The sequence below is a fragment of the Metabacillus rhizosphaerae genome, assembly GCF_037201795.1.
In the GTDB taxonomy this organism is placed as follows: domain Bacteria; phylum Bacillota; class Bacilli; order Bacillales; family Bacillaceae; genus Metabacillus; species Metabacillus rhizosphaerae.
Genome location: NZ_CP147403.1, coordinates 2,242,879 through 2,261,692, shown reverse-complemented (window position 1 = coordinate 2,261,692; position 18,814 = coordinate 2,242,879). Strand labels below are relative to the sequence as shown.

At 36.3% G+C, this 18,814-nt stretch carries 16 protein-coding genes and 1 riboswitch; of the genes, 1 reads left to right on the top strand and 15 read right to left on the bottom strand.

Translation table 11 applies throughout. From position 1 onward, the window contains the following. Positions 1-16: 16 nt before the first annotated feature. The 7 genes from racE to WCV66_RS10940 form a co-directional block, all read right to left on the bottom strand. Complete coding sequence (gene racE / locus WCV66_RS10970; protein WP_338788970.1) at positions 17-838, bottom strand: glutamate racemase; 822 nt, start codon at positions 836-838, stop codon at positions 17-19. A gap of 10 nt (positions 839-848) precedes the next feature. Next, positions 849-1,298 (bottom strand): MarR family winged helix-turn-helix transcriptional regulator, encoded by a 450-nt coding sequence (locus WCV66_RS10965; RefSeq protein WP_066334180.1) that lies wholly within the window; start codon positions 1,296-1,298, stop codon positions 849-851. A 198-nt stretch (positions 1,299-1,496) separates the two neighbouring features. Then, positions 1,497-1,721 carry a spore germination transcription factor GerE gene (gene gerE / locus WCV66_RS10960; protein WP_003184172.1) on the bottom strand — a complete coding sequence of 75 codons (225 nt, stop codon included), beginning with the start codon at positions 1,719-1,721 and terminating at the stop codon, positions 1,497-1,499. A gap of 797 nt (positions 1,722-2,518) precedes the next feature. Continuing rightward, positions 2,519-4,087 (bottom strand): IS1182 family transposase, encoded by a 1,569-nt coding sequence (locus tag WCV66_RS10955; protein WP_338787021.1) that lies wholly within the window; start codon positions 4,085-4,087, stop codon positions 2,519-2,521. Between the two features lie 169 nt (positions 4,088-4,256). Continuing rightward, a complete protein-coding gene (gene sdhB, locus WCV66_RS10950; RefSeq protein WP_066334177.1) occupies positions 4,257-5,018 on the bottom strand; it encodes a succinate dehydrogenase iron-sulfur subunit in 762 nt (253 codons plus the stop codon). Continuing rightward, on the bottom strand, positions 5,015-6,781 hold the full coding sequence (gene sdhA, locus WCV66_RS10945) for a succinate dehydrogenase flavoprotein subunit (protein WP_066334174.1): 1,767 nt from the start codon (positions 6,779-6,781) through the stop codon (positions 5,015-5,017). The genes sdhB and sdhA overlap by 4 nt, the downstream gene beginning before the upstream one ends. A 32-nt stretch (positions 6,782-6,813) precedes the next feature. After that, positions 6,814-7,422 carry a succinate dehydrogenase cytochrome b558 subunit gene (locus WCV66_RS10940; RefSeq protein ID WP_066334172.1) on the bottom strand — a complete coding sequence of 203 codons (609 nt, stop codon included), beginning with the start codon at positions 7,420-7,422 and terminating at the stop codon, positions 6,814-6,816. A gap of 471 nt (positions 7,423-7,893) precedes the next feature. On the opposite strand from WCV66_RS10940, the gene WCV66_RS10935 reads away from it, so the two are divergent. Continuing rightward, the gene (locus WCV66_RS10935) at positions 7,894-8,385 is read left to right on the top strand and encodes a YslB family protein (protein WP_338788969.1); all 492 of its coding nucleotides are present in this window, start codon (positions 7,894-7,896) and stop codon (positions 8,383-8,385) included. 61 nt (positions 8,386-8,446) lie between these two features. Here WCV66_RS10935 and WCV66_RS10930 read toward each other — a convergent pair whose 3' ends face one another. The 8 genes from WCV66_RS10930 to WCV66_RS10895 all read right to left on the bottom strand — a co-directional run bounded on the left by WCV66_RS10930 (position 8,447) and on the right by WCV66_RS10895 (position 18,440). Continuing rightward, positions 8,447-9,676, bottom strand: a complete 1,230-nt coding sequence (locus tag WCV66_RS10930; RefSeq protein WP_066334166.1) for an aspartate kinase — start codon at positions 9,674-9,676, stop codon at positions 8,447-8,449. A gap of 194 nt (positions 9,677-9,870) precedes the next feature. Next, positions 9,871-10,050, bottom strand: a riboswitch (Lysine riboswitch). Positions 10,051-10,225: 175 nt separating this feature from the next. After that, entirely contained in the window at positions 10,226-11,998 is a 1,773-nt protein-coding gene (gene uvrC, locus WCV66_RS10925; RefSeq protein ID WP_066334163.1) for an excinuclease ABC subunit UvrC, read from the bottom strand. A gap of 313 nt (positions 11,999-12,311) precedes the next feature. After that, on the bottom strand, positions 12,312-12,626 hold the full coding sequence (gene trxA / locus WCV66_RS10920; protein ID WP_066334160.1) for a thioredoxin: 315 nt from the start codon (positions 12,624-12,626) through the stop codon (positions 12,312-12,314). A gap of 193 nt (positions 12,627-12,819) precedes the next feature. Further along, a complete protein-coding gene (locus tag WCV66_RS10915) occupies positions 12,820-13,797 on the bottom strand; it encodes an electron transfer flavoprotein subunit alpha/FixB family protein (protein ID WP_338788967.1) in 978 nt (325 codons plus the stop codon). Between the two features lie 43 nt (positions 13,798-13,840). Further along, positions 13,841-14,614 carry an electron transfer flavoprotein subunit beta/FixA family protein gene (locus WCV66_RS10910; protein WP_338788966.1) on the bottom strand — a complete coding sequence of 258 codons (774 nt, stop codon included), beginning with the start codon at positions 14,612-14,614 and terminating at the stop codon, positions 13,841-13,843. A 367-nt stretch (positions 14,615-14,981) separates the two neighbouring features. Next, positions 14,982-15,755, bottom strand: a complete 774-nt coding sequence (locus tag WCV66_RS10905) for an enoyl-CoA hydratase (RefSeq protein ID WP_338788964.1) — start codon at positions 15,753-15,755, stop codon at positions 14,982-14,984. A 235-nt stretch (positions 15,756-15,990) separates the two neighbouring features. Further along, positions 15,991-16,575, bottom strand: a complete 585-nt coding sequence (locus WCV66_RS10900) for a TetR/AcrR family transcriptional regulator (protein WP_338788963.1) — start codon at positions 16,573-16,575, stop codon at positions 15,991-15,993. 182 nt (positions 16,576-16,757) lie between these two features. Then, positions 16,758-18,440, bottom strand: coding sequence for an AMP-binding protein (locus WCV66_RS10895; protein WP_413789664.1), 1,683 nt, complete (start codon positions 18,438-18,440; stop codon positions 16,758-16,760). Positions 18,441-18,814 lie beyond the last annotated feature (374 nt).

The following is an 18,814-nucleotide window of genomic DNA, read 5'->3' as shown; positions in this document are numbered from 1 at the left end:
GTGTTTCTAAAGATTTTTAAGCTTTTAAATTCTCTACATTATCCAATGAAATTGTGCGAATATTATCAATAGGATGTTCAAACCATTTAGTAGCAATTTTCTCAAATAATTTTTGAGGTCCTGTTGTTAAGAACAAATGCTCACGTTTACCAGAAGATTGATTTAGAGCCTTTTTAAACGATAGAATCGTACTAACCTCTCTAGCAGTTTCATCACCAGAACAAATAATTCTTACCGCTTGTCCCATAAATTTCTCGATATGATGCTGAAGAATTGGATAATGTGTGCACCCGAGAATTAACGTGTCTATTTTAAGATCTTTAAAAGAAGCTAATGATTCTTCAACAATTAACTCTGCTTCTTTCCCTTCATATTCACCACTTTCAACTAGTGGCACAAATTTAGGGCATGCTAAGCTCTCTACAGTTAAATTATTATTTAGCGTTTTAAGGGCTGTTTCATAAGCAGCACTTTTAATAGTATTCAATGTTCCAATAACACCGATTTGTTCATTTTTCGTTACTTTTACAGCCGTTCTAGCTCCTGGAAAAATAACTCCAATAACAGGAATGTTTACTTTTTCTTGAATTTCATGTAGAGCGATAGCTGTGGCTGTATTGCAAGCAATGACTAGCATTTTTATATGATGATTTTCTAATAAGTAATTTGTTAATTCCCACGTGAAACGACGTACCTCTTCAGCAGGCCTAGGACCATAAGGACACCGAGCTGTATCCCCTAAATAGATAATTTCTTCTTTTGGTAATTGTCTCATTATTTCTTTTGCGACTGTTAAACCGCCGACGCCAGAATCAATGACACCGATTGGACTTTTCAAATAATTCGCCTCATTCTTCTCTCATTTCATGTTGTAACTTGATTAACGATTTTTCCAAAATGGATAATTCTTTTTCTTCAAATGTAACGAGCATATCTTTTAAGTAATGTTGACGTTTAGCAATTACTTCTTCAATAATACGTTCGCCCTCTTGTAATAAATGTATTCGTACAACTCTTCGATCTTTTGGGTCTTTCACTCTTAAGACTAATTGGTTTTTTTCCATACGATCTACTAAATCTGTCGTTGTACTACACGCTAAGTACATTTTATTAGAAAGCTCACCAATTGTTAAGTCCCCATTTTCCCAAAGCCATTGTAAGGCAACGAATTGAGGGGGAGTGATGGTATAATCGTTTAATATTTCCCGGCCCTTTTGCTTTATAATAGCAGATATGTGACGTAGCGCCTTTTCTAGATCAGCTACGGTTTGTTCGTTAACACTTGCATAATTTGTCATCACTTAAAATCCTCACTAATTAGTTATGATATGCTTCTTATTAAGACAAACGAGCTTATCAATACATATTTTCCATGTTTTCTTTTAAAAATGCAAGTTTCATATTTTCTCATTCAGCTAGTTTTTATGTAATACATTACTATTTTTTCTAAATAAATAATAACCGGCTTCCTTACTGAAAAGGGTAGCCGGTATTGGTTAGAGCTCTAGTTCACCCATTCTAAGGAGCTCAACAACCGCTTGAGAACGTCCCTTAACACCAAGCTTTTGCATCGCATTCGAGATATGGTTCCGAACCGTTTTTTCGCTTATGAAGAGCTCGCTAGCAATCTCCTTTGTTGTCTTATCTTGAACTAACAATTCGAATACTTCTCTCTCTCTTTTCGTGAGTAATGGCTTTGATTGAAACTCTTTCTCTTTCAAGTATTGTAACCCTCCTTGCTAAGGTGAGAGCTGATCAAACGTATGGGTATATATTTAGTCAACATATACTATGTGTTTCCAAGGGCCACTGTGACAGAAAGATGAAGGAAAATATCCTAAACAACGTCTATTTTTTACAAATTTACTAGTTCTTCTAATTCGTGCATTCTCTTTTTATCTACTTGAGACCACGGAACACTTTTGCCCGTATGCTTTGCAATCTGTACGACAGTTCCTCGCCCTACAAAAAGACTCTCCCTGTTTTGATTTATTCCTAAGTAATGCAAATCAACAGATGATGTTCCAATTCGATTTATTTTCACACATAAGGTGATTTCGTCACCAAAAAATCCTTGTTGTAAAAATCACATTGCAAGTTGGCAACAACTGGAATTTTTTCTCCATTTGAACTCATCCAGGCTTGCATATGCCAATTTTCTTAAAAAATTAGATCCTCCTTCTTCAAAGTATGTAAAAAGAGCCGTGTTGTTCATATGTCCAAACATATCTGTTTTAGAAAATCTAATTTTTATTAGATAGGAAAAAGAAAAACTATTTCTGTACGATTCGTCAAAACAGTCAATATATGAAATACTTTTCAAAATGTTCCTTTTTTTCACAACACATATTTCTAATGCCAATAAATATCATTTAACGTTTTAGCTAGCCAATAATGTAATGCCTTATCTTACAGAAAAAGAGGCTGGGACATAACTAGCTTCAGATATGAGAAAGGTGAATTTGAGGGTACTCAAATTCACCTTTCTCTATTTTTGTGTATAAATTCTTCTATTACCTTAGTTTCTGGCAGTGAATTTTCTTAAATTCACTGCCATTAACGCAAGGCCCATTTCGTTTTCTACCCTCGATTTTCCTCGGACAGAAAATCGAGTGAAACGCAAATTAGCCTTCAAGAATCCAAAAACTGGTTCCACATCGATTTTGCGTTTTCGATAGATGGCACTCGTTTCCTCTTCTGAAAGCTTCACTCTTACATATTCTTTTTGCTGTTCCCATTTTTCATTCACCATTAGTTTTCGATTATTGCCTTCTTTTGCTTTTGTACATGATGAACGGAATGGGCATCCCGAACAGTCTTCGCACTCGTAGATTTTGCAATTCCGTTGGAAACCTGTACGGTCATTACGGACAGAATGATATTGAAATTCAAGACGTTTCTGATTAGGGCATGTATATGTATCTGTTTCTTCATCATACTGCCAGTTGTCGGGATTAAATTTGTTTTGTTTGTACTTTTTCTTTTGTTCCTTCAAATACATGTTATAGGTAATAAGTGCTTCTCGTTTTCTGTTCGAAAGGATATCATTAAAGTTTTGTTCACTACCATAACCTGCATCTGCGACAAGGTGTTTCGGTAACTCGAAATAATGCTGCTCGATCTCATCTAGAAATGGAATTAACGTACGCGTATCTGTTGGGTTAGAAAATAAACTATAGGCAAGCGAGTATTGACCTTCCGTTGCGATTTGTACATTGTAACCAGCTTTCAATTGTCCATTTTGCATATGATCATCTTTCATTCGCATAAATGTTGCATCCGGATCTGTTTTAGAATAGCTATTCCGAGTGCCAAAGATTTCAAAGTCTTGTTGGTATTTCTGTTTTCGTAAGACAAAATCAATCAACTGTTTACGGACTTGTTTCGGGTATTTGCGTTCATTTCTTAAGGCTTTTCGTTCTGTCACGTCTGATGATACTTCAATTTGTTTATCATACGCGGTTACGACATTGTCCACTTTTTGAACCAATTGAGTGAGCTCTTCTAATGATAACTGCTCATCGCTTTCACGCTCAATTTCAGGTATGATTTCGTTCTCAAGTAGCTCATTGTATAGCTGGTTTGACTTTTCAATTAAACTTTGATGATATTTCTCAATTGATTTCTTCCAGACAAACGTAAATTTATTCGCATTCGCTTCAATCTTTGTACCATCAATAAAAATCGCTTCTTGATCGATAAGTTTTTCTTCGATTAATCGGCAACGGAATTGGACGAAACATTGGCGAATTATTTCTTTCACTTCAGGTTGCACACGGAATCGGTTGATTGTACGGTAGCTTGGTTCATACCCTTGAGCTAACCACATCATACGGATACTATCATTTAATAAAGCTTCAATTTTGCGCCCTGAAAAGACAGATTGTGTGTAGGCACATAAGATAATTTTAAGCATCATGCGTGGATGATAGGCAGGACAACCCTCATTTCGAAGAAATGGTTCGAACGCTTCATGAGGGATACTTTCAACTAAATGATGGACATGGAAGGCGATATCATTATTTTGTAATTTTACTTCTAAATCTAAAGGCAAAACTAATTGATTCATGGTATAATTTTTAAACATAAGGACCCTTCTTTCGGATGAAATTTTGTGTGGTAACTTTATTTAAGTGGTCCTTATTTTTTATTCAAAAAATAATCAAAGCCGGTGAAATTTTACTCGTCGTAAAATTTCACCGGCTTTTTCATCTAAGAGGTGGGTTTTGTCCCAGCCTCTTCTTCATATAAAACAATTAACCTTGGTCACTACCAAAGAAATTACGGAATGATTGTATCGTTGTATCACGATTTAATGCTGCGATTGATGTTGTCAAGGGAATCCCCTTTGGACATGACTGCACGCAGTTTTGTGAATTTCCACAGTTCGCTAAACCACCATCACCCATAATTGCTTCAAGACGCTCTGATTTATTCATCTCACCAGTTGGATGAGCATTAAACAAACGGACTTGTGATAAAGGAGCAGGACCAATGAAATTAGATTTACTATTTACATTTGGGCAAGCCTCTAAGCACACACCACATGTCATACATTTTGATAATTCATATGCCCATTGACGTTTTTTCTCAGGCATACGTGGTCCAGGACCTAAATCATACGTACCATCAACTGGAATCCAAGCTTTAACCTTCTTAAGTGAATCAAACATGCGCTTCCGATCAACTTGCAAGTCACGTACTACAGGGAATGTACGCATTGGTTCAAGGCGGATTGGCTGTTCAAGTTGATCAACTAGCGCTGAACAAGATTGACGAGGCTTTCCATTTATTACCATCGAACAAGCTCCACATACTTCCTCCAAGCAGTTCATATCCCAGTTAATAGGAGTTGTTTCTTTCCCTTCCGCATTTACAGGATTTCTACGAATTTCCATAAGCGCTGAGATAACGTTCATATTCGGGCGATATGGAATTTCAAATTTTTCCTGATAAGGCGCTGCTTCTGGTGATTCTTGACGGGTTATAATAAATTGAACTACTTTATTCTCGCTCATTTTTTATCCCCCTCTTTGCTTTTTGAATAATCACGTTTACGTGGTTTAATTAATGATACGTCAACATCATCATAGTTAAATTCAGGTGCTGTACGATCTCCCGTATGTGTAGCCATAGTTGTTTTTAAGAAGTCCTCATCATTTCTCTCAGGGAATTCTGGTTTATAATGCGCGCCACGACTTTCGTTACGATTGTAGGCACCAAGTGTTATAACACGTGATAATTGAAGCATGTTTTTCAATTGACGAGTGAATGCTGCACCCTGATTGCTCCATTTAGCTGTGTCGTTAATATTAATTTTATCGAAGCGTTCGATAAGCTCTTGTAATTTCTCATCAGTTTTAAGTAGCTTATCATTGTGTCTAACAACAGTAACATTATCTGTCATCCATTCTCCTAATTCCTTATGAAGAACGTAAGCATTTTCATTACCATCTAAGTTCATGATATTATTCCACTTTTCTTCTTCTCGCTTCACGTGTCCGTCAAATACAGATGATGAAAGATCCTCTGCACTCTTTTCAAGACCTTTGATATACTTCACTGCATTCGGACCTGCAACCATACCACCATAAACTGCTGATAGTAATGAGTTTGCACCTAAACGATTTGCTCCGTGCATAGAGTAATCACACTCACCAGCTGCAAATAATCCAGGAATATTTGTCATTTGGTCATAATCAACCCATAGTCCACCCATAGAATAGTGCACAGCAGGGAAAATTTTCATTGGAACTTTACGTGGATCTTCACCCATGAATTTTTCATAGATTTCAATAATACCACCTAATTTAATATCAAGCTCTTTTGGATCTTTATGAGATAAATCTAAATACACCATGTTTTCGCCGTTAATACCTAGCTTCTGTTCCACACAAACATCGAAGATTTCACGTGTTGCAATATCACGTGGAACTAGATTACCATATGCAGGATATTTTTCTTCAAGGAAATACCATGGTTTTCCATCTTTATACGTCCAAACTCGTCCACCTTCTCCACGCGCTGATTCACTCATAAGACGGAGCTTATCATCACCGGGGATTGCTGTTGGATGAATTTGAATAAATTCACCATTTGCATAGGTAACTCCTTGTTGATAGACAATGGAAGCAGCAGAACCAGTGTTAATGATTGAATTTGTTGATTTACCAAAAATAATACCAGGTCCACCTGTTGCCATAATAACAGCATCAGCACGGAATGATTCAATTTGCATAGAAGTAAGGTTTTGACCTGTGATTCCACGGCAAACACCGTCGTCATCAATTACTGCACCCAAAAACTCCCAGCCTTCATATTTTGTAACAAGACCAGCAACTTCATAGCGTCTAACTTGTTCGTCTAGTGCATAAAGTAATTGCTGCCCTGTTGTTGCACCAGCAAATGCTGTCCGATGATACTGAGTGCCACCAAAACGTCTGAAATCTAGTAATCCTTCTGGAGTACGATTAAACATAACACCCAATCGGTCAAATAGGTGAATGATTGATGGAGCTGCATCTGCCAATGCTTTAACTGGCGGTTGATTAGCTAAAAAGTCTCCACCGTATACTGTGTCATCAAAATGCTCCCAAGGTGAATCTCCTTCACCTTTCGTATTTACAGCACCGTTTATTCCACCCTGTGCACATACAGAATGTGAACGTTTTACAGGTACTAATGAAAATAAATCTACTTGAACGCCAGCTTCAGCGGCTTTCATAGTAGCCATCAAACCGGCTAATCCGCCTCCGACAACGATAATTTTACTTTTACTCATTAAGCCCACTCCTTTTAATAGCTATTACTGGATTAGACGAATGCAAATATTGCTCGAACTCCCACAATTGATAACGCTATAAAGATTGCAAGCGTTACATAGGTAGATATCAATTGAGAGCGTGGAGTAACGGTAATTCCCCAACTAACAGCAAATGACCATAATCCGTTAGCAAAATGGAATACGGTTGAAATAACTCCAATTAAATAGAATGCTAGCATAAAAGGACTGCTTAAAATTGAAGCCATCATGTCATAGTTTACCTGTGCCCCAAGTGCAGCTGCTATTCTAGTTTCCCAAACGTGCCAAGCGATAAAAATGAATGTAATTATACCTGATACACGCTGTAGCATAAATAGCCAGTTGCGAAGAAACCCATAATTACTTACATTGTTTTTAGCTGTAAAAGCAATGTAAACTCCGTAAATTGCATGGTATAAAATTGGTAGAAAGATAATTACCACTTCTAATACATAGCGAAAAGGAAGCATCTCCATAAAATGAGCTGCCTTGTTAAATGCCTCTGCACCTCTTGTTGCAAAGTGATTGACAACAAGATGCTGAATTAAAAAGAGGCCTACAGGAATTACCCCTAATAATGAGTGCAGTCTACGATTCACAAACTCTCTGTTTCCAGCCATTAAACTTACCCCCTAGTTTCAATATTGCGCCCAGTTTTTAACTCAACTTTTTCATTTTTCACCTAATTATCTTTTCCTGATAAAGTTAAACTTTAATCAATAGTGGTCACCATTGATTGTATGTAAAACATAATGGGCTTTAAAAGGTAGACAAAAATCAAATTCTGCCACCTTACAAAAGATAAAATGTAACAAATACATTTTACTCCCATAACGTATGAGCGTCAAGAAAACGTGTTCATAAATTTTAATTTTTCGACAAATCCTACTTTCCTTTAATTTTATTTTATCAATATAGTCTAAATTCAACAACGTTACCTTTTTTATTTAACTATCATTATTAATAAATATTAAATTTAATAACATAAGTTCCCCTACTATTAATAAAATTTCAACCTTCTTTTACTTAATATTACATGTTTTTCACTACACTTCTTGTTATATAATAAACCATAGAAAGAGGGGAATTCCGTGAACAAACAATTAGTACTCGTTAATATCGAAGAATTAAAGGATATCCAAGCACCAGCATTCGGACTAGAAATACTTAGAGAGGTCTTGCTCCCAGATATACTCGGGTCTGATCATCCTCAAATGCTGTATTGGGCTGGAAAAGGATTAGCTCGTAGATATCCTGTTCAATCAATCGAAGAAATATCCGCATTTTTTGAAGCTGCTGGATGGGGAAATCTCACTTTACTACAGAACAAAAAGAATGAGATGGAATTCGAGCTAGGTGGAGAGCTCATTGCTATCAGATTAAAAAAGACAAATGAATGTACATTTCAGTTAGAAGCTGGTTTTATTGCAGAACAGCTACAATCGATGAACAAGTACATTACCGAAACATACGAACAAGTAAAAAAACGTTCTAATAAAGTGATTTTTACAGCACAATGGGACCAAAAAGACCAAATATTAGAAGAACCTTCTATAGGGAAACGCCGCGCTCGGAAAGGTTAAAACTACAGAGGGTGACTCAATGTCTCAAAAAACATTTAGTCACCCTCTTTCTTTTTTATTTTTATACCTTAGCAACTTCTTTAGAAAGTTCAAATGCACTGTGAAGAATATCAACCGCTGTCACCATATCCTCGGCTGACAAGACTGTTGAAACTTTTATTTCAGATGTGCTAACCATCTTAATTTCGATTCCTTCGTTAGCTAATACTTCGAACATTTCTGCAGCAACACCTGGGTTTGACACCATACCAGAACCAACAATTGATACTTTTGCTAGACCAGATTCAAATTCAATTTTTTCATAATTCAATACAGACTTATGTTGCTCAAGGATTGAAATTGTATCCTCAAGATCACCTGTTTTAACAGAAAATGAGATCGACGTTTTATTGTCACTTGTTGTACTTTGAATGATAATATCGACATTTAAGCCCTGCTTAGCTAAAGTTGAGAAAATAGTAGAAAGTGTCGTCAATTCATTTCTTAGCCCTAAAACTGAGACTCTTGTTACCTGATCTTCAAATGCAATCCCTCTCACAACTAAGTTTTGCTCCATGTTTGTTTCCTCCTCAATGATCGTACCACGTTCATTTTCCATACTCGAACGAACTTCTAATGGAATGCTGTAATTCTTCGCAAATTCGACTGCTCTTGGATGTAGAACACCCGCTCCTAAATTAGCTAGCTCTAACATTTCATCATATGAAATTGCTTCTAGCTTACGAGCACCTTTTACATATCTTGGATCTGTTGTATATACACCTGTTACATCTGTATAAATATCACATTTATCAGCATTTAAGGCGGCTGCAAGAGCAACTGCTGTCGTATCTGAGCCACCTCTGCCAAGAGTTGTTATTTGTTGGACGTCTGAAAAGCCCTGAAAGCCTGCAACAATGACAATTTTCCCGGCACATAATTCTTTCTTTATCGCGTCAGGGTTTATATTTGTAATTCTGGCATTGCCATGTCTTGCTTCTGTTTGAATTCCTGCTTGCCAACCAGTAAATGAAATAGCATCGTGTCCCTTTTCCTGTAATGCCATTGCTAACAAGGATATTGTCACTTGTTCACCGGTTGTAAGAAGCATATCCATTTCCCGCTTACTAGGTCTCTCAGTAATTTGCCCTGCAAGACCAACAAGCTGATCGGTTGACTTCCCCATTGCTGACACAACGACAACTAATTGATTCCCGTTTTCTTTTTCTTGAATGACACGGTTTGCTACATTTAAGATTCTTTCAACAGTACCAACTGATGTACCACCAAATTTTTGAACGATAATACCCAAATTAATCTCACCCTTCTGTTAATTTTCATGATCGAACCCTGTTTGCTAGAAGGTTAGAGCAACTATTCAATTAGTAACATTTGTGCTATGCAAGAATGTTTAGTACTGATTGGATAGCTTCGACTGCAAATAAAAAAGCAATGAGACGAAAAACATCCCATTGCTTACTAAACGAAAAAAAACTTCGTTTCTTACAATGAGATAGCTCTCCAAGAAATAGATTTCTTGACAATTTTACATCTCTTAAATGTAAAACCAGCAACTAAAGCAAATGGTGCTTTACTCACTTCGGCGAACATTCCTTTCACCAGTTATCATTGGAGACCATACTCCTCAAACAGGCTACTCTTAAAATTCGCACCTCTACCATCATTTAACAAACTAACGATCAAATATGAAATTATTTAAAAGTTTACCAAACTTTTAAGAAAAGCGCAAGCGGCTTATTTAATACTATCAAATAAGCACAATATAGGGTGATTTATTGCCTCACGGTTACTCGATCAGTAAACACCAAAATGAGAATATGCGCTTTAAAATTAACAGTGTCTAATCTTTTAAATGATCAAAGATTAGCTTGGCAATATTTTCAGGCATACCAGCTTCTTTAAATTGTTCTACACTAGCTTCCTTCATCTTCTTTAACGATCCGAAGTGCTTAAGAAGTGATTTCTTTCTTTGAGCACCAACACCAGGAATATCATCTAAGATCGATTGGAGTGCATTTTTACCTCTCAATTGACGATGGAAGGTAATTGCAAAACGATGGACCTCATCCTGAATTCTTTGTAAAAGATAAAATTCCTGACTATTTCTCTCAAGTTGGATAAATGCAGGAGGGGAACCGATTATTAGTTCAGAGGTCCGATGTTTATCATCCTTTACAAGACCTGCAACAGGAATATCTAATGCTAATTCATTTTCCAATACATCTTGTGCAGCAGCTAAATGTCCTTTCCCTCCATCAATGATTACTAAATCCGGTAAAGGAAGATCATCCTTCAGAACACGACTATAACGTCTTCTCACAACTTCTCTCATCGATTCATAGTCATCGGGACCTTGAACACTTTTAATTTTATATTTACGATAATGTTTTTTTGCAGGTTTTCCATCTTCGAACACAACCATTGCAGATACAGGGTCTGTCCCCTGGATATTTGAGTTATCAAAGGCTTCTATACGAAGTGGAGTTTGAATCCCAAGCTTATCTCCAAGATTTTCAACAGCTTTAATTGTTCTTTCTTCATCCCTTTCGATTAAAGAAAATTTTTCATTTAAAGCGATTTTTGCGTTTTTATGAGCTAATAAAATTAAATCCTTCTTTTTGCCGCGTTTAGGTTGAAGAGTAGTCACGTCTAATAGCTTTTCAACTAAATCAAATTCAATGCTATCAGGTAATAAAATTTCCTTTGGTACAAAATGATTTGCTTTTGAATAAAATTGCCCTAAAAACGTTAAGAATTCCTGTTCAGGGCTATCGTATATTGGGAACATTGATACATCTCTTTCGATAAGCTTTCCTTGGCGAATAAAAAAGACTTGTACACACATCCACCCTTTATCATATGCATAGCCAAATACGTCACGATCTACATGATCATTTAATGTCATTTTTTGCTTTTCCATCGTAGCTTCAATATGGAGAATCTGATCTCGAAATTCTTTTGCACGCTCAAATTCTAATTCCTCTGAGGCTTTCATCATTCTATCAGATAGTTCTTCTTTTATCTTTTTATATCCACCATTTAAAAACTTTGAAATCTCCTCTACTATATGACGATTCGTTTCGACTGATACATCATTTACACATGGAGCTAAGCATTGTCCCATGTGATAATAAAGACATACCCGATCAGGTAATGTGGAGCATTTTCTAAGCGGATATAATCGATCTAAAAGCTTAATTGTTTCACGAGCAGATAGAACGTTAGGGTATGGTCCAAAGTATTTACCTTTGTCCTTTTTAACCTGTCTTGTAACGAGTAATCGTGGATGACGCTCGCTCGTAATTTTAATAAATGGATAAGTTTTATCATCCTTTAACATCACATTATATTTCGGATCATACTTTTTAATAAGATTTAATTCTAGTATTAATGCTTCTAAGTTGGACGATGTCACGATATATTCAAAATTAACAATTTCATTTACCAATCGTAATGTTTTCCCGTCATGTGATCCTGTAAAATAGGATCGAACTCTTGTTTTTAATACTTTTGCTTTACCTACATAAATGACTATCCCCTGGCGATCCTTCATAATATAGCAACCAGGCTGATCAGGAAGAAGTGCAAGCTTTTCCTTTATTTGATCCTTCATAGCAAACACTCCTTACTAAATGTTAAAAGTTAACCCTCTTAAATAGGCAGTAATCCCCTACATTAATGAGTAGCATTAAAATAGCGGATTATTGTCCATTATTAACTAAACTAATTTTACCATGTCTCGATACTTTCGTACTATGTTAAATAGTCGTAGTACATACAATCATTTCCTGAGCAATTATTGGTTGCTAAAGAAAAGTGAATACATTATTAAAACTTAGCTCATAGCTTTAGGAGAAATAATATATTCCACTAAATGGATACTTTCGAGGTATAAAAAAAGGACTGACAAAAGTCAATCCAAAATTTTATACATGTTTGTTTATTACTTCAGCAAGTGCTTCTTTTGGTTGATATCCTACAGCTTTATCAACAACTTCACCATCTTTAAGTACTAGTAATGTTGGGATACTCATAACGCCGAATTTACCAGCTGTTTCTTGGTTTTCGTCAACGTCAACCTTAACAATTTTCACTTTGTCGCCCATATCTGAATCAAGTTCTTCTAGAACTGGAGCTATCATTTTACAAGGTCCGCACCATGGTGCCCAAAAATCTACTAATACGACACCTTCGTTTGTTTCATTTGAAAATGTTTGATCTGTTACATTTGTTATTGCCATTGTAATTCCTCCTAATTTGTAGGGTAAAATATGTTTAAAGTATAGCACTCACTTTTAAAGTAAGCTAACAATATGCTTCACTAATACTTTTCCCAATGTTTCTATAACAAAACATGGTTTGTTTTCTCATGAAAATCTTAGCTATGTAATGGATACTAAAAAGAAAAGCACGCTGGCCTGCGTGCTTTAGAAATTATGCATGTATTTTTAGCTTTTTAAACTCTTCTGTTAAAAGTGGTACTACCTCAAATAGGTCACCTACGATTCCGTAGTCAGCAACTTTAAATATATTTGCTTCAGGATCTTTATTAATTGCAACAATAACTTTAGAGTTTGACATTCCAGCTAAGTGTTGGATTGCTCCTGAGATACCACATGCAATGTATAGATCTGGTGTTACAACCTTACCTGTTTGGCCGATTTGTAACGAATAATCACAGTAGTCCGCATCACATGCGCCACGAGATGCTCCAACCGCACCACCTAAAACATTTGCTAATTCTTTTAGAGGTTCAAAGCCATTTTCACTTTTCACCCCTCGGCCACCAGCTATAACGACCTTAGCTTCTGATAAATCAACTCCTTCAGAAGCTTTCCGTACAACTTCCTTTACGATTGTCCGTAAATCTTTAATTGTTACTGCTAATGAGGTTATATCTCCACTTCGTGCTTCATCTTTGGCTAGTGGAGTAATATTATTAGGTCGAATTGTGGCAAAAATAATTCCTCCAGTAACAATTTTTTTCTCAAATGCTTTTCCTGAATAGATTGGACGAGTGAATACAACATTTCCACCTGTCACTTCAATTGCCGTAGTATCAGAAATTAATCCTGAGTTTAATCTTGCGGCAATTTTAGGAGATAAATCTTTTCCTAGTGCGGTGTGACCGAACACGATTCCTTCTGGTCTTTCTTCTTGAATAATAGCTAATACTGCTTGTGAGTATCCATCTGGTGTATATGTGTTAAGCTTTGCATCCTCTACCGTCACTACTCGATCTGCACCATAATGAATCAATTCTGATGATAATGAACCGATGTTCTCACCCACTAATACCGCAACAACTTCTCCCCCTTCAGAAATTGTTTTTCCTGCTGCAATTGCTTCAAATGAAACATTACGTAAAGCTTGATCACGAACCTCACCTAATACAAGTACTTTTCTAGCCATGATTATTTCCCCCTGTTCAAATAATTGTCCGCTTTCTCCCTGTTTAAACAACCTTTGCTTCGTTCCGAAGAAGTGAAACTAATTCTTTAACCTGATCATCAAGATCTCCTTGCAATACTTTTCCAGCCTCTTTTTTCGGAGGTAAGTAGATTTCAATTGTTTTCGTTTTTGCCTCTACATCATCTTCATCTATATCAAGATCATCTAATTCAAGCTCATCAAGTGGCTTTTTCTTTGCTTTCATAATCCCTGGTAATGAAGGATAACGAGGTTCATTTAATCCCTGTTGCGCTGTGACTAATAACGGTAAAGTTGCTTCAATAACCTCTGAATCCCCTTCAACATCACGAACAATTGTTACTTTAGCACCATCAATATCCAGTTTTGTAATCGTTGTCACATAAGCGATATCTAATAATTCCGCAAGACGAGGTCCTACCTGCCCTGAACCACCATCAATTGCCACATTTCCACCTATGATGATGTCTATATCTTGCTCCTTAAAATATTCTGCCAGTATTTTAGAAGTAGTATATTGATCTCCATCTTCCAAATCATCTTCCGTATTAATTAACACAGCTTTGTCACAACCCATTGCTAAAGCGGTACGTAATTCTTTTTCAGAATCTTCCCCACCGATCGTGACCACTATAACCTCTCCGCCATTTTTATCACGTAATTGAATTGCTTCTTCAATTGCATATTCATCATAAGGATTAATGATAAATTCTGCACCGTCTTCATTAATTTGACCATTTTGAACAGAGATTTTTTCTTCCGTATCAAATGTTCTTTTCATCATTACGAAGATATTCATTTCCCATTCCCCCATGTTTCGTTAAGTATTTTTATTAGGCTCTTTTCTAAAAGATTGTTGTTTTTGAACAAAAATGATTAGGTTGATTGGAACGGATATGCGAGACTCCTGTGGGAGTAGCGGGACAGATGAGACCCCGCAGGCGCTTCGCGCTGAGGAGGCTCATCGCCCGCCCCACGGAAAGCGAGTATCCTGAAGTGCCAATCAACCAACCCAATACTATTTTAAAAGCAACAAAGTTTGCGAAAACAGCCTTTTATTATGAAGGTACGCTGTTAAACAAACTTAACTCAGTTAATTGTATAAAAAAATTGAGTACAAACAATTTCCCCTTCATTTTTGATAATGATGTAAGTACCTCAAAGACTTATTTTCCTGTAAAAGTCGGCTTTCTCTTTTCGATAAAAGCTGAAATCCCCTCTTTTGCATCAGCACTTTCAAAAATTTCACCAAACCATCCTGCCTCCTGCTGAATACCAGCCGCATATGCCGGTGTCTTTGCAGCATTTAGAAGTGAAATAACAGCTTTTACAGTAAGTGGACTTTTTTGTGCAAACTTAGCTGCTAGCTTTTTCGCTTCCTCTATTAACGATTCTTCTGGATAGGAGTGGTTTGCTAGCCCGAGCTGCACTGCTTCTGCCCCTGAGATCGGTTCACTTGTTAGCATCATTTCTAATGCACGCCCTGTACCAACATACTTTGGTAATCTTTGTGTCCCACCAAAGCCCGGAATAATACCAAGCTGTAATTCAGGTAAACCCAATTTTGCGTCCTCTGTAACAAGCCTAAGATGGCAAGACATCGCAAGTTCTAAGCCGCCCCCTAATGCAGCACCATGAATAGCGGCAATAATCGGCTTATTAAATGTTTCAATTCGCTCAAACAATTGCTGACCGCGCTCAGCTAATGAAGAAAATTCTTTGCTTGAAGGAACACCAACAAATTCCTTAATATCTGCCCCTGCAGAGAAAAATCTTCCTTCACCATGTAAAACAATCACTCTCACACCCTCATCTGTTTCCAGTTGATCAAGTAAGGTTGCAAGCTCCCTCAAGACATTTGAAGATAATGCGTTTGCTGGTGCATGATTAATTGATATATCAGCGATGAAATTTTCCTTCTTAAGCGTTAAAAAATCCATTTAGTTACCCCCTCGTAACATTTTTTCCTCTATGAAGGAAACGGGAAGACCCGCTTTGCCACATTTTACTAATAAGATAAGTATTAAAAATGACTAAGGAAGCAAAACTGTAAAGTGAGCTTGCTTCACCCCTCGCCTTCATACACCTAAGGGTTTGGTATAATGTATGTTTTAATATCGGTGAAAAAGTACTTCCATTAGTATAGGTTTTTCTCTTTTTACCGATAGTCTTTCATTATGATTTAGTAAATCCATAAACAAATAAATCATGAACCTGTTTTGCTTGTTTTGTTAAATCGTATTTTTGATCATTCATTACCCATGTTGTGACGGTTTCATCAATAGTACCAAAAATCATTTGCCTTGCTAGACGGTGATCTAAGCCTTCTCTAAATTCACCGGTTTCCTTGCCTGCTGTGATAATTTTATCAACAACATTGAAATAACCTTTTAACACTTCATTAATTCTTAGACGTAATTCTTTATTCGATTGTCTCAGCTCTAGCTGTGTAACAATAGCTAAATGATGATCTTCAGCAAGCAATGAAAAATGTGTCTCAATTAATGTAAATAACTTCTCTGCTGCAGTTTCCACAGAGCGGATTTCAGCTTCTATTTTTTCGATGAAAACTCCCATTTTTTCTTGAAAAAGCGAAACAAGTATATCTTCTTTGTTTTTGAAGTATAAATAGATTGTCCCATCGGCAACACCCGCTTGTTTTGCTATCTTTGAAACCTGTGCTTGATGATAGCCATTTTCAGCTATTACAATAACTGCTGCATCTATAATTTGTTTATATTTTGGTTTTTTCTGTTTCAATGTCGACTCCCCTTCTGATAATGAATGAATAGTCATTCATAATTTAATCTTAATTTTTCCTTTTCATTATGTCAAGCCTCATTTTATCATTTTTCTTCTTTTTCATTGTAAGACTTGAGGTGGACTCAATAGGAGTCCACCTGCCAACTCTTTGCATAAAGTTTATAAGGATAAAAATCGGTTCATTTCGCATCTTTTAATTTTTCTTTTTCCTCTTCTATTAATGCACGTCTCAAAATTTTTCCTACTGCCGTTTTTGGTAACTCGTCTCTAAACTCATAAATACGAGGTACTTTGTACGCTGCAAGATGCTGCCGTGCATATTCATTAAATTCCTCTGTTGTTGCATTTTGATGCTCCTTTAACACAATATAGGCCTTTACCGTTTCACCTCGATAAGGATCTGGAACACCTGCAACAACTACCTCTTGGACTTTTTCATGCTCATATAGGACTTCTTCTATTTCACGTGGATAAATATTATACCCACCAGCAATGATCATATCCTTTTTACGATCAACAACGTAGAAAAATCCTTCTTCATCCATATAGCCGATATCACCTGTAAGCAACCAACCATTTTTAAGGATAGCTTCGGTTTCCTCTTTATTATTCCAGTATCCCTTCATTACTTGAGGTCCACGAATGATTATTTCCCCTAACTCATTTGTATCAGCGACTCCACCATTTTCATACGAAAATATCGCTGCATCCGTACTTGGCCATGGAACACCTACACTCCCGGTTTTTCTTTTATCCCATAAAAAGTTTGCATGAGTTACTGGGGACGCCTCTGATAAACCGTATCCTTCTACAAGACGTCCACCTGTCACCTTCTCAAATTGTTCCTGGACTTCAACTGGAAGTGGTGCTGAACCACTAATACAACAATCAATGGATGAAAGATCATATTTTTGAATGTCAGGATGATTTAATAATGCTATATAAATGGTTGGAGCACCTGGAAAAAGAGTCGGTTTTAATTTTCCAATTGTTTTTAATGTATCTGTTGCATCAAATTTCGGTAAGAGAATCATTTTAAATGCCTGCATTACAGATAAATTCATTACTATTGTCATTCCATAAACATGAAAAAATGGAACGATTCCTAATAATGATTCTTCTCCTCTTCTACATTTATACAACCAGGATGCACACATTTGTGTATTCGCAACAATATTTTTATGTGAGAGCATGACTCCCTTCGGAAAACCCGTTGTCCCTCCCGTATACTGAAGTAAGGCAATATCCTCTGAAGGGTTTATATCCGGTAAATCTACTTTTGGCTCAGCTAAAGACATTATCTGCTTAAATAAATGTGTATCACCTTGATGCTCAACTTTTACAACTATTTGATTTTGCTTCTTTTGCACAAAAGGGTATAAAAGATTTTTAGGAAATGGTAAAAAATCTTTTATACTTGTAACGATTATATGCTTTAGACTTGTTAACGCTTTCATTTTAGAAGCTTTCGGATATAATAAATCAAGGGTTACCATAAATGTAGACTCGCTATCTTTTAACTGATATTCAAGTTCTCTCTCCATATAAAGTGGATTTGTTTGAACAACGACGCCACCCGCAAATAGTACACCATAGTATGAAATAACAGCTTGAGGACAGTTTGGTAACATTATAGACACACGATCGCCTTTTTGTAAGCCAAGCGATTGTAAATAGTTCGCTAGCTTGAGAGACTGATTATAAAGTTCAGAATAAGAAAGTTCTTTCCCCAGGAAATGAATGGCTGTTTTTGTTGGGAATTCATCTGCGGCATGCTGTAAATATTCGTATAGCGGTTTTTCATCAATGGTTATTTCGTGAGGGACTTCTGCTGGATAATGATGTAGCCAAGGTTTTTGAATTTCCATCTTCTTCTCCTCCTACTTAGACTATACTTTTAGAATGAACCAACTAAATTGATGAACAACACTCTGTTTTTTTAGAGGAGGGTAGACTATAAATCTATAAATGGGATTGTCTTTATTTGGAGTTTTTGTTCGGAGCCACTCTTCCCCTATACCTTCATATTAGAAAGTATAGCAGATTTTCTTATTTTCAGAAATATAAAATATTTTCAAATAATTTTGGACAAGCCTTTATATATAAAAAAGTCTGACAAAGTACATGCCAGACTACATAAGTTTTTTATAGTTACAATTTAGCTTTTGGATGCTGTTTTTGAATGGTATATTAAAAAAACACTAAATAAATAATTCCGATCAAAATAAATAACCCA

What these genes read in the sequence shown, in the direction of transcription:
- WCV66_RS10965 (WP_066334180.1), bottom strand. Translation starts at nt 1,298, where the DNA reads ATGACAAATTATGCAAGTGTTAACGAACAAACCGTAGCTGATCTAGAA.
- WCV66_RS10955 (WP_338787021.1), bottom strand. Translation starts at nt 4,087, where the DNA reads ATGTTTAAAAATTATACCATGAATCAATTAGTTTTGCCTTTAGATTTA.
- sdhB (WP_066334177.1), bottom strand. Translation starts at nt 5,018, where the DNA reads ATGAGCGAGAATAAAGTAGTTCAATTTATTATAACCCGTCAAGAATCA.
- sdhA (WP_066334174.1), bottom strand. Translation starts at nt 6,781, where the DNA reads ATGAGTAAAAGTAAAATTATCGTTGTCGGAGGCGGATTAGCCGGTTTG.
- WCV66_RS10940 (WP_066334172.1), bottom strand. Translation starts at nt 7,422, where the DNA reads ATGGCTGGAAACAGAGAGTTTGTGAATCGTAGACTGCACTCATTATTA.
- uvrC (WP_066334163.1), bottom strand. Translation starts at nt 11,998, where the DNA reads ATGAAGGATCAAATAAAGGAAAAGCTTGCACTTCTTCCTGATCAGCCT.
- trxA (WP_066334160.1), bottom strand. Translation starts at nt 12,626, where the DNA reads ATGGCAATAACAAATGTAACAGATCAAACATTTTCAAATGAAACAAAC.
- WCV66_RS10915 (WP_338788967.1), bottom strand. Translation starts at nt 13,797, where the DNA reads ATGGCTAGAAAAGTACTTGTATTAGGTGAGGTTCGTGATCAAGCTTTA.
- WCV66_RS10910 (WP_338788966.1), bottom strand. Translation starts at nt 14,614, where the DNA reads ATGAATATCTTCGTAATGATGAAAAGAACATTTGATACGGAAGAAAAA.
- WCV66_RS10905 (WP_338788964.1), bottom strand. Translation starts at nt 15,755, where the DNA reads ATGGATTTTTTAACGCTTAAGAAGGAAAATTTCATCGCTGATATATCA.